The sequence below is a fragment of the Streptomyces sp. NPDC088794 genome (genome assembly GCF_044750545.1).
Taxonomy (GTDB): Bacteria; Actinomycetota; Actinomycetes; order Streptomycetales; family Streptomycetaceae; genus Streptomyces.
Window position 1 is genome coordinate 242,909 of record NZ_JBIVKB010000014.1, and the last position, 21,210, is coordinate 264,118.

13 protein-coding genes are annotated in these 21,210 nt (G+C 71.6%); 7 read left to right on the plus strand and 6 right to left on the minus strand.

Going from position 1 to position 21,210, the window contains the following annotated elements:
• Positions 1-3: 3 nt before the first annotated feature.
• Positions 4-921, minus strand: a complete 918-nt coding sequence (locus ACIP6U_RS34270; protein WP_401726029.1) for a pyridoxamine 5'-phosphate oxidase family protein — start codon at positions 919-921, stop codon at positions 4-6.
• Positions 922-1,085: 164 nt separating this feature from the next.
• On the opposite strand from ACIP6U_RS34270, the gene ACIP6U_RS34275 reads away from it, so the two are divergent.
• Positions 1,086-5,345, plus strand: a complete 4,260-nt coding sequence (locus ACIP6U_RS34275; RefSeq protein WP_401726030.1) for a BTAD domain-containing putative transcriptional regulator — start codon at positions 1,086-1,088, stop codon at positions 5,343-5,345.
• Positions 5,346-5,378: 33 nt separating this feature from the next.
• Here ACIP6U_RS34275 and ACIP6U_RS34280 read toward each other — a convergent pair whose 3' ends face one another.
• A complete protein-coding gene (locus ACIP6U_RS34280; protein ID WP_401726031.1) occupies positions 5,379-6,290 on the minus strand; it encodes an AraC family transcriptional regulator N-terminal domain-containing protein in 912 nt (303 codons plus the stop codon).
• 206 nt (positions 6,291-6,496) lie between these two features.
• Between ACIP6U_RS34280 and ACIP6U_RS34285 the strand changes: the two genes are divergently transcribed.
• The 4 genes from ACIP6U_RS34285 to ACIP6U_RS34300 all read left to right on the plus strand — a co-directional run bounded on the left by ACIP6U_RS34285 (position 6,497) and on the right by ACIP6U_RS34300 (position 10,754).
• The gene (locus ACIP6U_RS34285; RefSeq protein ID WP_401726033.1) at positions 6,497-6,781 is read left to right on the plus strand and encodes an Atu4866 domain-containing protein; all 285 of its coding nucleotides are present in this window, start codon (positions 6,497-6,499) and stop codon (positions 6,779-6,781) included.
• A 5-nt stretch (positions 6,782-6,786) separates the two neighbouring features.
• Positions 6,787-8,376: a Na+/H+ antiporter gene (locus ACIP6U_RS34290; protein ID WP_401726035.1), complete on the plus strand. Its 1,590-nt coding sequence runs from the start codon at positions 6,787-6,789 to the stop codon at positions 8,374-8,376.
• Between the two features lie 63 nt (positions 8,377-8,439).
• Entirely contained in the window at positions 8,440-9,180 is a 741-nt protein-coding gene (locus ACIP6U_RS34295) for an FG-GAP repeat domain-containing protein (protein WP_401726037.1), read from the plus strand.
• A gap of 170 nt (positions 9,181-9,350) precedes the next feature.
• Positions 9,351-10,754 (plus strand): amidohydrolase family protein, encoded by a 1,404-nt coding sequence (locus ACIP6U_RS34300; protein ID WP_401726038.1) that lies wholly within the window; start codon positions 9,351-9,353, stop codon positions 10,752-10,754.
• 70 nt (positions 10,755-10,824) lie between these two features.
• Here the strand turns inward: ACIP6U_RS34300 and ACIP6U_RS34305 are convergent, their stop codons facing one another.
• Both ACIP6U_RS34305 and ACIP6U_RS34310 read right to left on the minus strand, forming a co-directional pair.
• Positions 10,825-11,598 carry a dienelactone hydrolase family protein gene (locus tag ACIP6U_RS34305; protein WP_401726040.1) on the minus strand — a complete coding sequence of 258 codons (774 nt, stop codon included), beginning with the start codon at positions 11,596-11,598 and terminating at the stop codon, positions 10,825-10,827.
• A 255-nt stretch (positions 11,599-11,853) separates the two neighbouring features.
• Entirely contained in the window at positions 11,854-13,686 is a 1,833-nt protein-coding gene (locus ACIP6U_RS34310) for a glycoside hydrolase family 76 protein (RefSeq protein WP_401726042.1), read from the minus strand.
• Positions 13,687-14,037: 351 nt separating this feature from the next.
• On the opposite strand from ACIP6U_RS34310, the gene ACIP6U_RS34315 reads away from it, so the two are divergent.
• On the plus strand, positions 14,038-16,929 hold the full coding sequence (locus ACIP6U_RS34315; protein WP_401726044.1) for an MGH1-like glycoside hydrolase domain-containing protein: 2,892 nt from the start codon (positions 14,038-14,040) through the stop codon (positions 16,927-16,929).
• 75 nt (positions 16,930-17,004) lie between these two features.
• On the opposite strand, the gene ACIP6U_RS34320 is transcribed toward ACIP6U_RS34315, so the two are convergent.
• Positions 17,005-18,435 carry a cellulose binding domain-containing protein gene (locus ACIP6U_RS34320; protein WP_401726046.1) on the minus strand — a complete coding sequence of 477 codons (1,431 nt, stop codon included), beginning with the start codon at positions 18,433-18,435 and terminating at the stop codon, positions 17,005-17,007.
• Positions 18,436-18,514: 79 nt separating this feature from the next.
• Entirely contained in the window at positions 18,515-20,077 is a 1,563-nt protein-coding gene (locus tag ACIP6U_RS34325; protein ID WP_401726047.1) for a beta-N-acetylhexosaminidase, read from the minus strand.
• Positions 20,078-20,354: 277 nt separating this feature from the next.
• On the opposite strand from ACIP6U_RS34325, the gene ACIP6U_RS34330 reads away from it, so the two are divergent.
• Complete coding sequence (locus ACIP6U_RS34330; RefSeq protein ID WP_401726049.1) at positions 20,355-21,194, plus strand: GntR family transcriptional regulator; 840 nt, start codon at positions 20,355-20,357, stop codon at positions 21,192-21,194.
• Positions 21,195-21,210: the final 16 nt, after the last annotated feature.

Genomic DNA, 21,210 nt, shown 5'->3' on the forward strand with positions numbered 1-21,210 from the left:
CGGTCAGTTCTTCCGAGCCGCTGCTGCCAGGGCCTTGAACTCCTCCCACCGCACCCGGGGGCGTTCGAGGCCGCGGCGCTCCAGATAGCGGTTGGTGGCCCGCTTGGTGTGGCGCAGCAGTCGTACCGTGTCGCTCGGGCGCCCCGAGCCCATCGGCTCGACCACCTTCTCGGGCACCAGTACCCAGCCGTCGTCGGTCTCCCGCAACTCGCCCCGGACGAGGGCGTTCTGCATGTTGTTGATCTTCTCGTCGTGCCGGTGGACCAGCAGGGAGGCGGGACCCGGCTTCGCGGCGCAGTCGGCGGGGACCGCCACCGCGAAGCCGTCCGCGGTCGGCACCGGCCGGGTCCTGGCGAGCACGGGCGCGCCGGAACCGTCGAGGGCGGCCAGTACCGCCGTCGGGAAACGGGCCAGTTGGGCGGCGCCCACCAAGGGGCTGTCCACGGCCGGCCCGAGGCCGTGGACCGGCGCCAACGGGGCGCGTACGGCGACCTGTTCGGGCGTGACGGTGATCAGCAGCCGCAGGTAGTACCACTCCGTGAGCCGCCGCATCGGGGCCGAGAGATACGAGCGGCTGTGCGGCTGCCGCTCGAACAGCATCCGCCAGTAGTCCTCGGCGCCCTCGGGACCCGCCATGACGGCGTCGGGGCAGTCGGCCCGGCCGCCGACGAATATCTGCGGGGCGTGGTCCAGACCGCTGCCGGTGGGGTCGGAGAAGAGGAGGTCGACGCGCGGGTCGCGGCGCACGTTCAGCGCCTTCTGCGCGAACGCCAGGGACGTCGTCACCAACAGCGTCCCGTCCTCCTGACGCCACACCGCCGTCGGCCACACCAGCGGCGTGCCGTCCCGGCCGAGGGTGACGAACTCGCAGGTCCGGTAGGCGCGCAGCACACCGGGAGGTGCGGAGTCGAGTACGTTCACGTCTGCTTGCTCCAACGATCGTTCACGGCAAGGGCGATCGCAGCCTCCCGGCTTCCGCTTGGCACCGGCTTGGCATTCGCTTGGCGCCCCTCCGACCGACGCTGAGCAGCCCGTTTATCGTCCGTTGAACGGTCTGAACGGCGGCTCGGGTAGATTCCCGCGGCGTGCTGCGTATTCGAGTCCTGGGGTCACCGGGCGCCGACCTCGCGGGGAACCCGGTCCCGTTGGGTGCTCCGCAGCAGCGCGCTGTCCTCGCCCTCCTGATCGTGGCCCGGGGCAGCACCGTGCCGGTCGAACGGATGGCGGACGCGCTGTGGCGGGGCACACCACCGGCCAAGGCCGTCGTGTCCCTGCACACCTATGTGTCGAACCTGCGCCGGTCCCTCGAACCGCGGCGCCTCCCGCGCACCCCGGCGACCGTCCTGGTCACCGCCCCGCCCGGCTACGCCCTGCGGCTCCCCGCCGACGCGGTGGACGCCTGGCGGTTCGAGGCCCAGGTCGCCCGGGCCCGCCACGCATCAGCCGAGGAGGCCCGCGCACTCCTCGCCGAGGCGCTCGACTGGTGGCAGGGGCCGGCCTTCGCGGAACACGCCGACGAGGACTGGGCCGCGGCCGAGGTGGCCCGCCTGACCGAACTGCGCGCGGAGGCCCGCGAGTTGGCCGTCGCCGCCGCCCTGCGTACCGGCCACGCCGCCGAGGCGGCACCGGCGGCCGAAGTCCTCGTACGCGAAAGCCCGTTGCGCGAGGAGGGCTGGCGCCTGCTGGCCCTCGCCCAGTGGACCTGCGGCCGCCAGGCGGACGCCCTCGCGGCGGTGCGCCGTGCGGCGGGCGTGCTGCGGGAGGAACTGGGCTGCGATCCGGGGCCCGCGTTGGCGGAGGTCGAGCGGGCGGTGCTGCTGGGGCGGGCGGATGTGCTTCGGGGGTTGGTGGAGGCGGGAGCCGGGGCGGGGGCTGGGCGTCTGTCGCCGGTGAGCGTGCGTGGGGGGTGGCCGGGTGGGTCGGGCTCGTCGGTGGACGGGGGTGGGGGTGGAGGCGGCGCGGGTGCGTTCGGGCCTGGACATGGGGCCGGGGCGGGGGTCGGGGGCGGGGGTGGCGGCGGGCTCGGTGCGTCTGCGTATGGACGTGGACATGGGTCCGGGGGTGGGTTCGGCTCGTCCGTGCTCACGACTGGACGCGGGTCCGGCGGCGGCTTTGGCGGGCCCGGGTCTGTGCGTGGGGACGGGACTGGGGGTGGGGTCGGCTCGTCCGCGTCCGTGCGTGGGGACGGGACTGGGAGCGAGGTCGGCTCGTCCGCGTCCGTGCGTGGGGACGGGATGGGGAGCGGGGTCGACTCGTCCGCGTCCGTGCTCGGGCACGGGACTGGGGGCGGGGTCGGCTCGTCCGCGTCCCTGAGTGGGGACGGGGCTCGAAGTGGGGCTCCCACGCCCGTGTTCACACCTGGACCTCTGCCTGGGAGTGGGCTCGGCACGCCCGTGTTCACACCTGGACCTCTGCCTGGGAGTGGGCTCGGCACGTCCGTGTTCACACCTGGACCTCTGCCTGGCGGTGGGCTCGGCACATCCGCGTTCACACCTGGACAGGCGTCCAGGAGCGAGCTCGGTCCACTCTCGCTCACGTCCGCACACGGTTCCGCGAGTGGGCTCGCCACGCCCACGCCCACGCCCCCGCCTGCGCACGCGTCCGGGAGTGTGATCGGCTCGCCCGAGAGCGCCTCCGCCTCCGCCTCCGCGTCCGCGTTCGCCGAGGCCGCGTACGTGCCCGGAGGCACGCTCGTTCCGTCCGAGGGACTTGCCGGGGGCTCGCTCGTTCCGTCCTGGCCGACTCCCGCGCTTGCCGTCGACGCGGCCCGCGATGGTCATGACCTCTTCGTCGGTCGGGAGCGGGAGTTGAGGGCGCTGGACGCCGCCGCGCAAGCGGCCCGGCCGCGTGGCGGGGTCGTGCTGGTGAGCGGGGAGGCCGGCGCGGGGAAGTCCGCGCTGCTCGGCCAGTTCGCCGGCCGGTTGCGGGCCGGTGGATGGCGGGTGGTGGTCGGGCGCTGTCCGGAGGACGAGGGCGCGCCGCCCGCCTGGGCCTGGGTGGAGGCGCTCGGGGCGCTCGCCCGGGACCTGCCGCCCGCCCGGCCCGAGGAGTTGGCGGTATTGCTGCGCGAACCGGAGGACACTGCCGCGGCCAGTCGCGACGAGGCCACCGCGGGACGCTTCCGCACGCACCGCGCGTTCGCCGCGTGGCTGCGGGCCGCGGCCGGTGCCGGGCCGCTCGCCGTCGTACTGGAGGACCTGCACCGCGCGGACGGCGAGACGCTCGCCCTCCTCGAAGCGGCGGCCGACGTCACCGGCGTACCCCTGCTCACCGTCACCAGCCACCGCCCGGCCGAGGTCGGCGAACACCTCCTCAAGACGCTCGCCGACCTCGCCCCCCGCGCCCCGCACCGGATCACGCTCGCCGGACTGTCACCGACGGACGTCGCCACCGTGGTCGACTCCGTCTGCGGCGAGACCGTGGACACGTCCACGGTGACCGCGCTCGCCGAACGCACCGGCGGCAACCCCTTCTACGTCCTGGAGAGCGCCCGCTTGCTGGCCAGCGAGGGCGCCCTGGTCGCCGTCTCGGAGGTCCCGCAGGGCGTGCGCGACGTACTGCGCCGACGCCTTGCCCTGCTGCCCGCCGGCGCCCTGTCCACCCTCCAACTCGCCGCCGCCGTGGGCCTGGAGGCCGATGTCGCCCTGCTGATCGACGCACGCGACACGGGTGCGGGCGGCGGCACGGGCGGTACCCGTGGCCTGGACGAGGAGGCGGTCCTCGATGGCCTCGACGCCGCCCTCGCCGCGGACCTGCTCGCCGAGCCCGGACCGGGGCGGGTGCGGTTCGTGCACGCGCTGGTCCGCGACACCGTGTACACCGACCTGTCCGGCGTACGGCGGGCCCGCCTGCACGCCCGGATCGCGCAGGCGCTGTCCCGCCACCGCCCCGACGATCTCGCCGCGCTGGCCCACCACTTCGCCCGCTCGGGCACCGCGGCGCACGCACCGCTGGCCGTCGACTACGCGCTGCGGGCCGCCGAGTCGGCGGAGCGGCGCTACGCCCACGACGTCGCCGTCGACCTGATCCAGCAGGCGATCGACGTGCACACCGCCACCGGCGCCCCGGGCGCCGGCGCCATGCAACTCGACCGCACCGTAGGGCTGTTGGTGCGGCTTCTCGGCGCGCAGGTCCGGGCCGGCGCCACCGACGCGGCCCTGCACACCCGGCGGCGCGCGGTCGATCTCGCCGAGCGCGCAGACCGGGGCGACCTGGTCGCGGCGGTCTACGGCGCCTGGACCGAACCCTCCCCGTGGCGCAGCAGGTTGGAGGGCTTCTACGACCGCACGGCACTGGCCCGCCTGGAACGGCTGACCACCGACCCCGCCCTGGACGACCCCACCCGCGCCCGGGTGCTCCAGGTCCTCGTCGAGGTGGCCGCCGCCGTGGACGTGCCGCGCGCCCTGGACGCCGCGCACACCCAGCTGTCGCTCGCCCGCGCCCACGGCGAACCGCGCCTGCTGGCCGCCGCGTTGATGACCTCGGCCAAGCTGCTGCCGCACGAGGCCCACGGCACCACCCGCACCCCGCTGGTCGCCGAACTGCGCCGGCTCGCCGAGGACCACGACCTCCCCGCCTACCGCTGGACCTGCGAACACCTCGACGCCATGACCGCGGGTACCCGCAACGACCCGGCCGCCGTACGCCGCCACACCGAGCAGGGCGTGGCCCTCGCCCACCGCTACGGGATGCTGTGGGCGCAGGGCCTCAACGCCGCGACCACCGCCATGCTCGCGACGGTCGCGGGCCACTTCGACGCGGCGGAGGCCGCGTACGCCGACGCGGACGACCTGGGGCGCCGCGTCGGCGCGCGGCACGCCACGCGTCTGCGCACCCTGGGCCTGATCACCATCCGGCTCGCCCAGGGCCGTACGGCCGAGATCGAGCCCCTGATGCGGGAGGTCTACGACGCCGTGGGCGCCCCCGTCGGAGTGGCCCTCGCCCTCGGCCTGGCCCACCTCGGCAGACTCGACGAGGCGCGGGAAGTGCGGTGCCCGGACGTGATCGTGACCGACCACCTCTACGGCATCGACCTCGACTTCCGCGCCCAACTCGCCGTCATGCACGGTGACATGGAGGCCGCAGCTGTGCTGATCGAGCACCTGCTGCCGCTCCGGAACCAGCTCGCCGGCGCGGCCGGTGCCGCCTATGCCACCCGACCGCTCGCGCACGCCCTCGCCGACCTGTACCGGCTCCTCGGCGAGGACCGTGCCGCCGCCGACCACTACGCCCTCGCCGAACGCACGGCCCGCGCCTGGTCGTCGACGCACCTCACCGCCAACGCCCGCCGTGCGGCGGGGGAGTTGGCCGCGGCGCAGGGCCGCCGGCGGACCTTCGCGACGTAGGCCCGAAAAGGGAAGGCGCGAGGGGAGAGCAGGTCACGGGAGGGCGCCCGCGGGGGAGCGCACCGCGTGGCGCAGGCGGGCCGCGTCCTGGCTCGGGGGTGCGCCGAACTGGCGGCGGTACTCGCGGCTGAACTGCGACGGGTTGTCGTAGCCGACACGGTGGCCGACACCGGTGACATCGCCCGGGTGGGTGGCGAGCAGCAGCCGGGCCTCCTGAAGCCTGATCTGCTTCTGGAACTGGATGGGGCTCATCGCGGTCACCGCCTGGAAGTTGCGGTAGAAGGCGGAGACGCTCATGCCGGACAGGCGGGCCACGTCCTCGACCCGGAAGGGCTGCGCGTAGTGCTCGCGGATCCAGCGCACGGCCCGGGAGACATGGCTGAGACTGCTGTCGGCGAGGCCGAGCTGGCGTACCGTCGCGCCCTGCTCGCCGGTGATCAGCCGCCACAGGATCTCGCGCTTGACCAGCGGGGCCAGCACGGCCCGGTCGCGGGGCTCGTCCAGCAGGCGCAGCAACCGGATCACCGCGTCCAGGAGCGCGTCCGGTGCGTCACTGACGTAGATCCCCGAGGAGGCGGCGACGGTGGTGCGGGGCGCGTCGCCCGCCCCGGCCAGGAGCAGCAGCTCGGCGACGGCGGACGGCTCCAGCGTGAGGCCGAACCCCAGCGCGGGATGCTCGGGGTCGGCCTGCGTGAACTGCCCGGTGACGGGCAGGTCGACCGACGCGACCAGGTACTGCCCGGCGTGGTACTCGAACACCCGGTCGCCCAGCGCGAGGCGTTTGGCGCCCTGAGCGATGACCGCCAGCACCGTCCCGGACGTCGAGGGCGCCGGCGGATCGGACCGGTCGACCTTCGAGATGAGCACCCCGTCGATGGCGGTGGTCCAGTCGGCCCGTGCATGCCGGTCCAGCAGGGTGCGGAGCTCTTCGAGGTGCGGGTGCATGGGGACAGTGCACCACGATTCCCGGCCCTGAGTCCCGTGAGCGGGAGGATCGTGCAAGGACGAGCGAGCATCGTCGAGGGGCGGGGCGCGCACTTCGGAGGGCAAGCGGCCCGCTGTTCCGAGGGTGGGTGTCGTACTCCCAGGAACGCGGCTCCTGCGAGAACCGTGGCCTGGTTGCCCAGGCGCCGGACCGCGACCGTGGAGCCATGACCACGAACACGAACACGAACACGAACGCGGCACCTCACCCCTTCGTCGGCATGTGGGTGACGGCCGACGGGCACATCCGGCAGGAACTCCTCCCGAACGGGCGTTACGACGAGGCCCGGGGCAATCGGCCCAGCGCCTACACCGGCAGTTACACCGTCACCGGCAGCCACATCGACTACGTCGACGACACCGGCTTCACCGCGACCGGCGACGTCCGGGACGGCGTGCTCTTCCACGAGCACCTCGTCCTGTACCGGGAGGGCACCGGCCCGCAGGGGTGACCGGCATGGAGAGCCTGGAACTGATCGTCGTCGTGTCCGTCGGTGTACTGGCGATGGGCTGGCTGTCGCGCCGCACGGGAGTGAGCGAACCCCTGCTGCTGCTCGGCGCGGGCTGCCTGGTGGGGCTGACGCCGGCCTTCGACTCGTTCGCGCTGTCGCCCGACGTCGTCCTGTTCCTCTTTCTGCCCGCCCTGCTGTACTGGGAGGCGCTGACCTCCTCGGTGCGGGAGATCCGCAACAACCTCCGCAGCATCGCCCTCCAGTCCACCGGACTGGTCCTCGCCACCGCGGTCGCCGTCGCCGCCGTGGCCCACGCGCTGGGCTACGGCTGGCCGATCGCCTTCGTCCTCGGCGCCGTCCTGGCCCCCACGGACGCCGCGGCGGTGGCGGCCGTGGCCAAGGCCATGCCCCGCCGCATCCTGACCGTCCTGCGCACCGAGAGTCTCCTGAACGACGGGACCGCCCTGGTCCTGCTGGCCGTGACCGTCGAGGTCGTCACCGACGAGCACCCCTTCACCTGGTCCGGCACGGCCGTCGCCTTCGTCGAGTCGTACGCCGGCGGGATCCTGATCGGCGTCGCGGTCGCGCTGCTCCTGGTCCCGGTCCGGCGCCGGCTGCCCGAGCCTCTTCTGCACAGCGTCCTGAGCGTCGCCACGCCCTTCCTCGCCTATCTCCCCGCCGAACTCCTGCATGTGTCCGGCGTTCTCGCGGTCGTCGTCTGCGGTCTGGTGACCGCTTGGTTCGGCCCGCGCGTCATCGGTTCCGAGGCCCGCGTCCAGGCCATCGCCTTCTGGGAGGTGGCCAGTCACCTGCTCAACAGCGCGCTGTTCATCCTCGTGGGCATCCAACTGCCCGCCGCCGTCCGGGCGTTGACCTCCGTCTCGCTGCTGCGAGCGACGGTCGCCGCCCTCGCCGTGACCGTCGCCGTCTTCGGGACCCGGCTGCTGTGGTTCTACTCGGTGCCCTATCTGGTACGGCTCCTGGACCGGCGCCCTCAGCAACGGGACCGCCGTATCACCGCTCCCCAACGCCTGCCGCTGGCGTGGGCCGGGATGCGCGGAGCCATCTCGCTGGCCGCGGCGCTGACCGTGCCCACCGTGACCGCCGAAGGGCAGGCCGTCGGACAGCGCGATGCCGTCGTCTTCATCACGACGGTCGTCATCGTCCTCACCCTCGCCCTCCTCGGTCCCACCCTGCCGACCGTGGTCCGCCGGGCGCGCTTCCCCGAGGACGAGGACAAGACGGCCGAACTCGCCCTGGCCCGCGATCGGTTGAGCCGCGCCGCCCTGCACGCCCTGCCGGAGTTGGCGCGACGGTTCAGGGTCCCCGAGGCGGACACCGTCCGCATGACCCGGGACATCGAGGACAGCACGGCCCCCGCTCCCGGCACCGCACGACACCAGGAGAACCTGCGGCGCCTCCGACTCGCTCTCCTCCAGGTCAAACGGGACACCCTCACCGACCTGCGCGACACCGGACGCATCGACGACATCGTCCTGCGCGCCGTCCAGGAAGTGCTCGACGTGGAGGAGGTGCGCCTGGGGAGAGGGGTCCGTCCCTCGGCGTCGGCGGCCTCTTCCGAGGACACCCCTTAGGCTCGGACCTTCGTCCGTCGATCTCCCGTAGTCCGAGAGGTACTTGTCACCGGTATGCGAACAATGAGCCGCCCCACGAGGCGTGTACTGCTGCTCAGGCGGACGGCCGCCCTCGCGACGACGGCCGTTCTGCTGGGCGCTTGTGGCGAGTCCGAGGCGGGGGCGCCGCCCAGTCCCTCGGGCAAGCCCTCGGTGCCCTCGTGCGTGACGTCGGCGGGGAATCTGCTGGCCGACATCGACGGTGACGGCCGTACCGACCGCGTCTCCGACCCCTCCCGCACCGGTGCGCGACTGACCGTCGAGTTCGGGGCGAAGGCGGGCTACGGCAAGCCGGTCGGGGTGCGGAAGCTGGTCGGTGGCTCCGGCGGCGGGGAGAAGGACGTGGTGGGGGCGGTCGCCGACTTCGACGGTGACGGGTGGAGCGACCTCGCCGTCGTGGCCACCGGGCAGAAGCAGGGGGACGACGCGATCAAGCCGAAGGTGGCCAAGCTGGTGTCGGGCCCCTTCTCCGCCTCCGGTCAGGGGCAGCGCACCCGGAAGCTCGACCTCACTGAGACCCGTGGCGTCTCCGTGGCCGACTACAACCACGACTCCCACCCCGACCTCGCGGTCTTCTCCTACAGCGGCGACGGCGTCTACCAGACGGAGGCCCGCCTCGGCAGTGCGGACACCGGCCTCGGCGACGCGTCCGAGGGCTCGGCGGGATACACCAAATACGTGTACGCGAGCAGACCGATCACCCTGCCTCCCTCCGGCCTGAGCACGTTCTACCCGAAGTGCGGGAAGACGCACGGCCAGGGATGACGTGGTGATGGGCGGTACCGAGGTGCAGGGAGCCCGCGGAGGACTCGCACCCCCGTCCTGGGTGCGCCGCACCTAGGGAAACGGCGGCCTGGTTGGCGTGCGGGCGCGGATCGAGGCTGGGACCACAAGCCACTCGGCCCAGCCTCAGCGCCTCCCGGAAGGGGCCCGTCATGAACGCCAACGACACCACCAGCGCCGGCCTTCTCGAACAACTCCGACGCCAGTCCACCGACCCCGGTCGGCGCATCCTGTTCACCGGCGCGACCATCGTCACGATGGACCCGGAGCTGGGCATCCTCCACGACAGCGACCTGCTCGTGGAGGGCGACGCCATCGCCGCGATCGGGCCGGACCTGGCCACGGAGGCCGCGGCGGGAGCGGTGGTCGTCGACGCCTCCGGCACGATCCTTGCCCCCGGCTTCGTCGACACCCACCGGCACGCGTGGGAAGCCCAGTTGCGCCGGATCATGCCCGACGTCGACGACCTCGGCGGCTATGTGATGACCACGCTCGCCGGCCACGCCACCGTCTACCGCCCGGAAGACATGTACATCGGTACGAAGCTGGCGGCCCTGACCGCGCTCGACAGCGGCATCACCACCATGCTCGACTTCTCCCACAACTCCCGTACCCGCGAGCACTCCGACGCGGCGATCGAGGCCCTCCGTGACACCGGCATCCGAGGCGTCCACGCCTCCATGGGCCCGCACTTCGGGAACTGGGACCGCCAGTGGCCGGCCGACCTGACCCGCCTCAAGGACCAGTACTTCAGCGGCGACGACCAGCTGCTCACCCTGCGCCTCGCGACGCTGGCCACCGACGAGATCGCCGGACCGGCCCTCGCCTACGGCCCCGAACTCGCCCGTACCGCAGCCGATCTGGGCATCGGCGTCAGCGTCGACGCGGTCTTCGGCAAGGCCTCCTCGGAAGCCGTACTGTCCTGGGCCGAGCACGGCATCCTCGGTCCCGACGTCACCCTCATCCACGCCACCGGCCTGACCCCCGAGGCATGGAAGGCGATGGGGGAGTCCGGCACCACGGTCGCCCTCGCGCCCACGTCCGACGCGCAGATCGGCCTGGAGACGGCGATCCCCGCGGTGGACGAGGCGCTCGCCGTCGGCATCCGCCCCGGCCTGAGCATCGATGTCGAAGTCGCCCTCGCCAGCGACCTGTTCACGCAGATGCGGGCGCTGCTCGCGATCCAGCGCATGCGCGCGGTCAACGCCGCGTACGACACGGGCGGCGACCTCTCCCGCATCACCACGCACGACGTCCTGGACTTCGCCACCCTCCAGGGCGCGCGGACCAACGGCCTCGGCGAGGTCACCGGCTCCCTCACTCCCGGCAAGAAGGCCGATCTACTGGTCGTCCAGGCCGAGGACTTGAACAACATGCCCCTCAACGACCCCATCGGCACCCTGGTGTTGGGCTCCGACGCCCGCAACATCAGCGCCGTCCTGGTCGACGGCCGGCCGCGCAAGTGGAACGGCGAGGTGCTCGACGTGAACCTCCCCGCCCTGCGCGCCGAGGTCAACGCCTCCCGCACGTACGTGCTCGACACGCCGGCCGGCTGACGGGGCTTCGGGCATGCGCGATCGGCGCCCGGCCGCCGGCCGGGCGCCGACACCCGTCAAGTCCCGTCGACTACCAGGTCAGGTCGGGCTGTTGTGGCTCCGGCTGTTCCAGATGCCGTACGAAGAAGCGGACCGCGCTGTCGGACTCGCTCCTGGGCAGCTCCTTGTGGGAGCCCGAGTTGGCGTGCAGCGTCTTCTCCTTCGAGGCGAAGGCGTCGAACAGCGCCAGACCCGACTCGCGCGGGATGTGCTCGTCGTCCCACTGGAGCGTGTACTCGATCGGCACGGTGATCCGCCGCGCGTACTCGGCCAGCGCGTCGGGCCAGTGCAGACCGAAGACCGCGGCCTTGATCCTGGGCTCGACCGCCGTCAGCGGCACCCCGATCGCGGTGCCCATGTTCAGGCCGAAGTAGCCCACCGGTTCGTCGGCGCCGACCCACGGCGTTCCCAGGAGGAAGTCCAGGGCCGCCCGCCACTCCGGTACGGCACGCTCCGCCAGATGGGCGTTGTACCGGACGACGATCGGGCCGACCGGCTCGCCCGCCTCCATCGCCTGCCGCATCGCGGCGATCTCCCGCTCGTCGTGCGCCGTGCGCGGCCGGCCGCCGTGACCGGGCGCGTCCAGGCAGGCGACGTGGAAGCCGCCGTGGAGCGCGAGGAGCCGGGCCCGGCCCAGCATCGCGGGCGACTTCTTGTGGTTGCCGCCGCCATGGCCCATCAGCACCAGTGGCGCGCGATCGGCACGTTGGGGCGACCAGAACGCGCCGGTGACCCCACCCACGGTGAAGTCGTGCTCGATGACACCGTTCGTCGTCGTCTCGGCGGTGAAACACGCAGATTGCATAGGTTGATGCCCTTCGGATTCGCCTTGTGGAGGCGCTCCCGGCGACACCTGCGTCAACGGACCGACCGCGGAAGGGAGGGGAGCACCCATACAGCTGTTGCGTTCATGGGACTCACCTCCTCGCGCGGCATCGCGGTCAATTCGCACGCTACCAACCGGCGTTCACCCCGCCCAACCGGTTTTCCCAGAGGCCGAGGTCGTCCAGGTAGTCGATCTGGTCACCGCAAACCCAGGTGCCCGGCACCCACCTCGTGCTCAGCCCGAGGCGGCGGTGAGCGCCCCGAGCGCACTGGCCTGCGTACGCCAGTCGGTCTGGTTGGGACTGGTGCCGGCCCACCGCTGACCGAGGACGTTGAGGGAGCTGCGGTCCCGCGCCCACAACGTGTCCGCCTGCTTCTGGACGTAACTCTCGTAGGTACTCGCGCCGGTGGCCTTCGCGAGGTCGGCGAAGTTCCGCATGAAGATGCCCTTGAACTGCTTCTGGTTGTCGTCGCAGGACGCCGAGCCGACGTCACAGGACTCGGTGAGCACCCCGCCGACGGTCAGCCGCGAGCTGCTGATCGCGGCATCGGCCAGGGTCCGCGCGGTGGTGAGATAGGAACCGTCCCCGGTCGTCCGCCACAGTTCGGTGAAGCCACCGATGGCCAGCCCCTGGTTGTAACTCCACACCGTGGAGCCGTTGTTGGCGCAGGACGAGGTCAGCCCGTCGTTCACCAGACCCGCCGAGTTGATCATCCCGCTGGACCGGTACCAGGCGGCGGACGTCTTCGCCCGCTGGAGCCATACGGTGTCGCCCGGGATGCGCTGATGCAGGGCCGTGGTCAGCCACAGGTACTGCCCGTTCGTCACCGCGTTCTTGTACGTGCGCTCACGGTCCCACCACACGCCACCACCACAACTGCCGGTGTCCCAGTACTGCTGGACGTAATGGGCAATGGTGACCGCCTCGTCGAGATACCGCGAGTCGCCGGTGTAGTCGTACGCGTCGAGCCAGGCGATGGCCCACCAGGCCGAGTCGTCGATGGCACGGCTGATGAAGTGCCCCTCGATCGCGTCCGAACTGCGCGTGCCGGCCGCGAAGACGCCCTTGTTCCGGTCGAAGGTGCGGGCGATGACCCAGTCGTAGTCGTGGGTGCCGGTGGTCTTCGCGAAGTCGATGAGGGAGGTGAGCGTGGCGGCGGAGTTCCACCAACTGCTCGGCCACCAGCCGTTGTAGGGGTCGTACGAGGCCATCAGCGCGTCCGCCGCGGCACGCGCCCGGGTCGGCACGGGCCTGACCCACGCGGTGCAACTGCCCTCGTTGTGGCTCGCCTCCCGGCCGCACGCCCGGACCGCGCCGCCGTAGAGCAGCCCGCGCGGATCGCGGGTCGCGTACATGGCCGTACGGGTGCCGGTGGCGCCGGACGGGGTGCTGGTACGGCCGCGGGAGGAGCCGTCCGGCCAGGTCGAGCCCCCGTCCCAGGAGCGGTCCAGCCAGATCTCGTCACCGGCGCCACCGGACTCGATGCTCGCCCAGGCCATGGAGTTCCGCTGGTCGACGTGCAGGCGAATCGTGCGGCCGTACAAGGTGGTTGACGGCACGGGCTGGTCGTCGCCGGCCGCCTGGCCCGCGCCCGTGCCGTCGCAGAGGGTGTCGCAGACGGTGGGGTAGGCCCAGTTCGTGCAGCCGACACCGGCCGCGTCGCCGCAGGCCCGGACCAGTCCGCGCCGGTGGGTGCGCGGGTCGGTGATGTTGTTCATGAGCGTCCTGGTGCCGGTCCAGGAACTCGGCACGCTCGCCTTGCCGAGCAGTCCCTCCCAGGTGGCGCCGCCGTCCCAGGAGCGGTCGAGCCACACAGAGTCGCCGGTCACGGCGTTGTCGATGCTCGCCCAGGCCATGTCGTCCGCGTCGGACACGTGCAGTTCCAGGCGCCGGCCGTTGAGGTCCTTGTTCGGCACTGGAAACGTTTCCTTTCCGGCCTGCGAAGGGTCCAGCGTGTCGCAGGACAGCACGCACACCTGGGTCGCGGCGGACGCGGGTGACGCGGCCGGGACGAGGGCCGCGAACGCGAGGGCGGCCGGCAGCAGGAAGGTGAGGAGGAGCCGCATTCTGACAACGATGTCGCATCTGTGCGAGGGCACCGGAACTCGCCTCGATTTCAGAGTGGGGGGACGCCGGTCGGGTCTCACTGAGCCACGCGGAGCGGGTACTGGTCCATACCTGTAGGGACGCAGTGAACCGGCTCGGTGGGGTGCTGTCAACGTCTCCAACGGCAGTGATTCCAGGGGCGGTTCACACCGACTGTGACGGGTTGACACCCCGTTGTGGGGCGCACATCATCGGTGGAACTTCGGCGAGGCGCCTCGCACATCCACTGCTCCATGAACCCTCGACCTCTGTCGGCACAAATTTGAATCGATTCAAGCGTCTCGTTCCCCACCCGAACCAGGGAGGTACCCATGCGCCGCCGCCGCCCCCTGCTGCCCCGAACATCCCGTCCGCACCGCGTGCTCGGCCTCGCCGCAGTGGTGGCCGCCGCACTGCTCACGGCTCCCGCCCCTGCCACCTCCGCGGCGACGTCCACGCCCGCAACGGGCGTGCGGACGGCGGCCGTTGCCGCCCCGAACTACTCGCCGACCTCGCGCACCCTCAAGCCGACCGCGATCTACCGCACGTCCGGCAGCGTCGCCAACCCGCAGAACGTCCTCAACGGGCAGTCGACGCGGATCTCCGGCTCGCAGTCGGCGATCACCCTCGACTTCGGTAAAGAAGTCGGTGGCGTGACAACGTTGTCCTTCGGCAGTGCGAGCGACGGCGGACAGCGGGTCGGCCTGGCTTTCAGCGAGTCGTCCCTGTACGTGGGCAACAACAGCGACCGCAGCAGTGGCCGCGACGGTGAGGACGGCGCGCTCTACGCGACGGCCGCCACGAACGGCACCTATACGGTCCCGACCGCTCAACAGCGCGGCGGGTTCCGCTACTTGACCGTCTTCCTGGACACCTCGGGCTGGGTGGACCTCAAGGGCGTCAGCCTCAACTTCACCGCGGCTCCGGGCAAGGCCGACCCGGCGGACTACGCCAACTACTTCTCCTCCAGCGACGAGCTGCTCAACCGCATCTGGTACGCCGGTGCCTACACCGTGCAGCTCAACACCATCGCCTCCAACCAGGGCCGCGCCTGGCCGCCGCCGTCCTCGGCCTGGGACAACGGCGCGACCGTAGGCGTGGGCGACTCGGTGCTGGTCGACGGCGCCAAGCGCGACCGTACGGTGTGGCCGGGCGACATGGGCATCGCCGTACCCACGCAGTACGCGTACTCCAACGACCTCGTCTCGACCCGCAACGCGCTCACCACGATGTTCAACGCCCAGTCGGCGGCGGGCGAAATCCCCTGGTCGGGACCGCCGTTCAACCTCACCGGCTCGGACACCTACCACACCTGGACCCTGCTGGGGACGTCCACGTACTACACCTACACCGCCGACCGGGCGTGGCTGGACTCCGAATGGGCCAACTACAAGCGCGGGATGGCCTTCATCACCAACAAGATCGACGGCAACAACCTGCTCAACGTCACCCGCACCCAGGACTGGGCCCGGGTCGGCCAGGGCGGCGAGAACATCTCCGCCAACGCGCTGCTGTACGCGGCACTCAAGGGCGGTGCCACCCTCGCCACCGCGGAGGGCGACAGCGCGCTCGCCGCGAACTGGAACAGCAAGGCCGCCGCCATCAAGTCCGCGGCCAACTCCCTGCTGTGGGACGCCTCGAAGGGCATGTACAAGGACAACCCCGCCAGCGGTCTGTACCCGCAGGACGGCAACTCCCTGGCCGTCTGGTACGGGTTGACCGACTCCACCGCCAAGTCGAAGAGCGTCATCGCGGGGCTCGGCAAGAACTGGGGCATCTACGGCCCCGCCACTCCCGAGTGGGGTGGCAACGTTTCCCCCTTCGCCGGCGGCATGGAGCTCAACGCCCGCTTCACGGCCAACGACGACTACACCGCCCTGGACCAGATCCGCCGCACCTGGGGTCACATGCTGACCACCGACATCGGCACCAAGAGCACCTTCTGGGAGGGCGTCAAGGCCGACGGCGGCCTGGCGTACGGCGGTTCGTTCATGAGCCTGGCGCACGGCTGGTCGACCGCGCCCACCTCGACGCTCACCTTCGACGTGCTGGGCACCGTACCCGAGTCGTCGACCGGCGCCTACCGCTTCGTCCCGCACCCCGGCGACCTCACCAGCGCAGAGGGCCGCATCACCATGCCGCAGGGCGCGGTCAACGCCTCCTGGTCCCGCGACCCCGCCGCCGGCACCTACTCGGCCCGTCTGGCCAGCCCGTCCGGCTCCACCGGCCGCATCGGTGTACCGAAGTTCGGCGGCGGCAACCTCACGGTGACCGTGAACGGCGCCACCGTATGGCGCGACGGAACCTTCACGCCCACCTCCGGCATCACCGGCGCGAGCCAGGACGACACCTACGTCTACTTCACCGGTGTCGCCCCCGGCAGCTACACCGTGGCCGCCACCGGACTCGGCAACCCGGCCCCGCCCGCCGATCCCGGCACCGGCGCGCTGCGGCCCGGCTTCACCCGGTGCGCGGGCGAGGGCGGCACCTGTTCCTTCAGCGGCACCCGCTCGGTGGCCTACGGGGCGGGCACGTACGTCTACAAGACGGTGACCGGCAGCACCACCTGCGGCAACGACTCCTTCGGCGGCGACCCGGCGGAGAATCTCGTCAAGTCCTGCTACGTCGCCGACGCGGGCGGCCCGCCCGGATACACCTCGTGCGCGGCCGAGGGCGGCACCTGCGCCGTACCGGGCTACAACCGTGACGTCGCCTACGGCGCCAACGGCAGCTTCGTCCACCAGGTCACCAAGGGCTCCGTGGACTGCACCAACGCGCACTTCGGTGATCCCATCGACGGTGTCGCCAAGTCCTGTTACCTGCCGCCCGACGGCGCGCCGGCCGGGGGCTGGACCAAGTGCGCGTCCCAGAACGGTACTTGTGCGGCAGCGGCGGGACAGCCGGTGATGTACGGCGCTTTCGGGGCGTTCGCCAGGGTCACGGCCGCCGGCGACACCCCGTGCACCGACGCCACGTTCGGCGACCCGATTCCCGGTGAGTCGAAGGCCTGTTACACCGCGACCGGCGGACCGGTCGGCTACGGCACGGCCTGCGCCGACGAGGCCGGGACCTGCTCCTTCAGTGGACAGCAGACCGTCGCCTACGGTGCGCGAGGCACCTTCGTGTACAAGTCCTTCACCGGCAGCGCGAGTTGCGGAACGGCGGCATTCGGTGGCACGGATCCGCTGCCCGGCGTACGGAAGAGCTGCTATCTGACCTCCTGACCTCCCCGAGGGGGACGAGGAAGGGGCCGGCCATCGACAACGGCGTCGATGGCCGGCCCTCTCCTCGGTCAGGGGTCAGCTGCCCGGCACGGTGTCCTCGAACGTGGTGCCCGCGCCGCGGTACGCCGTCACCTTGGCGGCGACCTGGGCCGGTGTGAGGACCTGGTCCTTGACGTGCAGGACGTAGTCGACCTGTTGGTCGTACGCCCGCGCGGTCGAGCTGCTCAGGCCGCCGAAGTCGATCAGCCACTGGTTGAAGTTGATCGACATCGGCCGCTCCGGCAGATACGCGGCGTCGTGCGTGCCGAACAGCTGCCCGTCGATGTAGTACTTGATGGAGCTGTTGTCGATGGTCAGCACCAGATCGTGCCAGCCGTTGTAGCTCTGCCGGCCCTCGGTGTGCTGGTTGACCGCCACCCACGGGTCGGCCTGGTAGGTCTCCCAGGACGTCGTGTAGAGGATGTTGGACGGCTCGCCCCAGCCGCCGTTGGGCAGGTACTCGAAGTCGTACTCGGCGTAGTCGTCGGCCATCGGTGCCGTGAGGTCGTTGATGGTGAAGAAGGTCTGGACGAGGTGGTCGCCGTCGGGACCGTACTTGGGCACGTCGTTGAACTTGACCCGGGCCGCGTAGGTGCCGTTCTTGAACTTCCGCGCGTTGGTGAGGACTTCGGTCTGCTTGGTGCTCTCGCCGGTGCCGGAGGTCGAGGTCTCCAGGTTCATGATGGAGTTGCCGCTCGTGGTGGCGAAGGTGACCTTGTCGGGCGCCCAGGTGGCGCCGGAGACGCCGGGGCCGCCGGAGTTGGAGCGCACGCTCCAGCCGTGCGACGAGATCCTCGGGTCGTTGTAGCTGGTGTAGTTGAAGTCGTCGAACAGCGTGGCGCCGCCCGTCGGCGGGTCGGTCGGCGGGTCCGTGGGCGGGTTCGTCGGGTCGTTGCCCGCGGGCGCCTGGCCCCACAGGGTGGCGCCGGCCAGCTGCGCCGTGACCTTGGACCAGTCGCCGTACGAGGTCTGCGAGGCGCCGAAGGAGTAGTCGTCGCTCTGCTTCAGCGAGGCCCAGTTCGACTGGTAGAAGCGCAGCTGCATGTCGCCGGTGTCGGCGCCCGGGGCGAGCGAACCGGCGCCGGAGGTGAAGCCGATCTCCAGGTAACGGTCGGCCGTGGCGGTCGGGTTGGCGAGGGTGCCGAAGGTGCCCGTGACATTGGCGCAGCCCTTGACGGCCCAGGAACAGGCGAAGCGGTAGGTCGCGTTCGCCGAGTCCGCCTTGAAGTAGTACCGGAGCTTGACGTTCGCCAACTGCACTGTGGTGGCACCGGTGTTCCTCACCTTGAACCAGGGTTCCGCCTGGTCGGCGGTGGCTCCGGTGGCGCTCGTGCGGTACTGGACGTTGAGTCCCTCGCCGGCCGCGCTGGCGGTGGCCGGGAGTGCGGTGAGCGCGGCGGCGCCCAGGGCCACCGTGACGGCGGCGGACGCGGTGGCGCGCAGCCGGTTCTTGGTGAGTCTCATCATTGTTCCTTCCAGAAAGGTGGGGTGATTCCCGGAACGGACAGGTCAGGAGCGGTGTCGGGAGCGGTGCCAGGGGTGCGGCTCAGAGGTGGGGGCTCAAGGGCTGGGGCCTCAGGGGGTGGCGCTGGACGCCGAGCGCGTCGAGCCGGGCGGTGTGCGCGTCGAGGCGGGAGCTGAAGTCGGGCCACTCGGTCGGGCCGCTCCAGGCGCGGTCGGCGAGGGCGCACAGGCGCGGGTAGGTGAGGTACTCGATGTGGGCGGGCGTGGTGACGAACTCCGTCCACAACTGGGCCTGGGTGCCGAGCACCCGCCCGGCCACATCGGGGTCCGCGTCCTGGGGCACGGGGTCGTGGGCGTGGACCGCCCGCAGATCGACGACGGTGCCTGGCTGGGCCGGCGGCTCGTGGGGGTCGGCGGACTGGGCGTGGTCGAGGTAGGTGGCCCGGTGGTACGCGTTGATCACCGGGTGGCCGCGACGGGCCGCGGAGCGGGTGTGGGACGCGTCGCGCCAGGTCATCACCGTGAAGTCCAGGGGCAGTTCGGCGCCGATCTCGGCCCAGGCGACCGGACGGCGACCGCGCCGGACCAGGAACTCGCCGATCCGCGCGAGGAACCAGCCGTGCAGGGACTCGGGGTTCGGCAGGCCTTCCGCGGCCGCTCGGCGGCGTGCGGCGGCACTGCGCGTCCACTCCGTGGTGGGGCACTCCTCGCCGCCGATGTGGATGTACGGCGAGGGGAAGACGTCCATGACCTCGTCGAGGACGGTGCGGCAGAAGTCGAGGACCTCGTCGTGGACCCCGAGGACCGTGTCGCACACGCCCCAGCGCGTCCAGACGTCGAGCATGCGGTCCGGGTCGTTGCCCAGCTCGGGATAGGCGGCGAGGGCGGCCCGTACATGTCCGGGCATCTCTATCTCCGGCATGACGGTGACACCGCGCGCCGCCGCGTACCGCACCAGGCCGGTGAGTTCGGCCCGGGTGTACGACCCGGCGTGCGGGAGTCCGTCGTGCCGGCCGGTGCCGGCCGGGCCCTGCTGGGTCTCGGCGCGCCGGCCGCCGATCTCGGTGAGCTTGGGCCGGGCCGCGACCGGCATGCGCCAGCCCTGGTCGTCGGTGAGGTGCAGATGGAACACGCTGATCTTGTGCAGGGCCAACAGGTCGACGTACCGGCGCAGATAGGAGACCGGCTGGAAGTGGCGGGCCACGTCCAGCATCGCGCCGCGCCAGGGGTGGCGCGGGTGGTCGGTGATCTCGGAGCACGGCAGCAGCCATGGCGTATCGCCCTGTGGAGTCTCCGACAGGGCCTGCGGGGGCAGGAGTTGACGGAGCGTCTGGATGCCGCGCAGCAGACCGGTGAGGTGCGCGGCGCGCAGCAGCACGGCGTACGGAGCGACCGTGAGGACGTATCCCTCCTCGCCCAGCCCGCCGAGGCCGGCGTCGATCGCCAGCTTCAACTGCCCGCTCGGGGACGGCCGCAGGGCCAGCCCGGTGGCGGGGGCGAGCAGGGTGCGCAGCAGCACCGCGGCCGGTTCGGTACCGGCGCCGATGTTGAGTTCGGTGTCGGCGTCGAGCGTGAAGTAGCCCGGCCGCAGCACGGTCCTGGTGGGGCGGGGGACGAGGGTGAGGACGGACCGGTGTGCGGGCATGGATCGTCTCCGGAAGCGGGGGCGCGGGGCCTGACCACCTGACCAGTGAAGTCCACTGGACAGCTCACCTCTTGATGTGGGGACGAAGGTGGCATAGACCAATACCCGCGTCAACCCCCTCTGCTGCGGTGCGAATTGGCGTGCAGGTCGGTCGAGATCCGGATGGTCGCCGGTCGGTGGTGGTTACACTTCCCCGGTCAGCAGGGCGAATGCGGGTGACCAGTGGTCAACTGGTCAAGTGGTTAACTGGGGATTCCGCGCACGAGGGAGTAGCGACATGAAGGCCGACGAACCAGGTGCGGTGCTCAAGCGCGAGCGCGTGCGCGACTTCGTCCTCGACCTCGTCGAGTCGCACCGACCGGGGGACGCGATCCCCTCCGAGCGTTCCCTCTGTGCCCAACTCGGCGTCTCCCGCCCGACCCTGCGCGCGGCGGTCGACGAACTCGTCGCGGCGGGACTGCTGATACGGGAGCACGGGCGCGGCATGTTCGTGGCACCCGAGAAGATCACCCAGGAACTGGTCTCCGGACAGCAGGCCATGACGGTCCCTCAGGCCTCCGGGGCCTGGTCGAGCCGCCTGCTGGAGTTCACCACCATCCCGGCAGGCGCCCGCGTCGGCCGCAAGCTGCGCATCTCACCGGCCGCCGACATCGTGTACGTGGCCCGGCTGCGGCTGGTCGACGGCGCCCCGATGGCCATCGAGCACCTGCACATCAAGGCCGACCTGGTCCCCACCCTGTCCGCGCGGGAGCTGGAGAGCGGCGACCTGTACGAGCACCTGCGGGAACAGCACGGCGTGCACGCCCACGAGGCCGTCCAGGCGATCGAGCCGACGGTCGTCACCCGGGCCGAGGCCGAACTGCTCGACGTGCCCGAGCTGTCCCCGGCCCTGCTCTTCGAGCGGCTCACCACGGACACCACGGGCCGACCCGTCGAGTACGTCCACTCGATCTACCGCGGCGACCGCTATCGCATCGTCTCCCGGCTCACCCTCGGCCCCTCGGTCGCGGTGCCGTCGGACCGGCTCGGACACCACCCCGGCATCCCCCCGGGCGACTTCGCGCACCGCGACACGATCGCGTCGTCCACGCGGGGAGACATCCAGTCGGCGCAGTGAACTGTCGCTGGGCGAA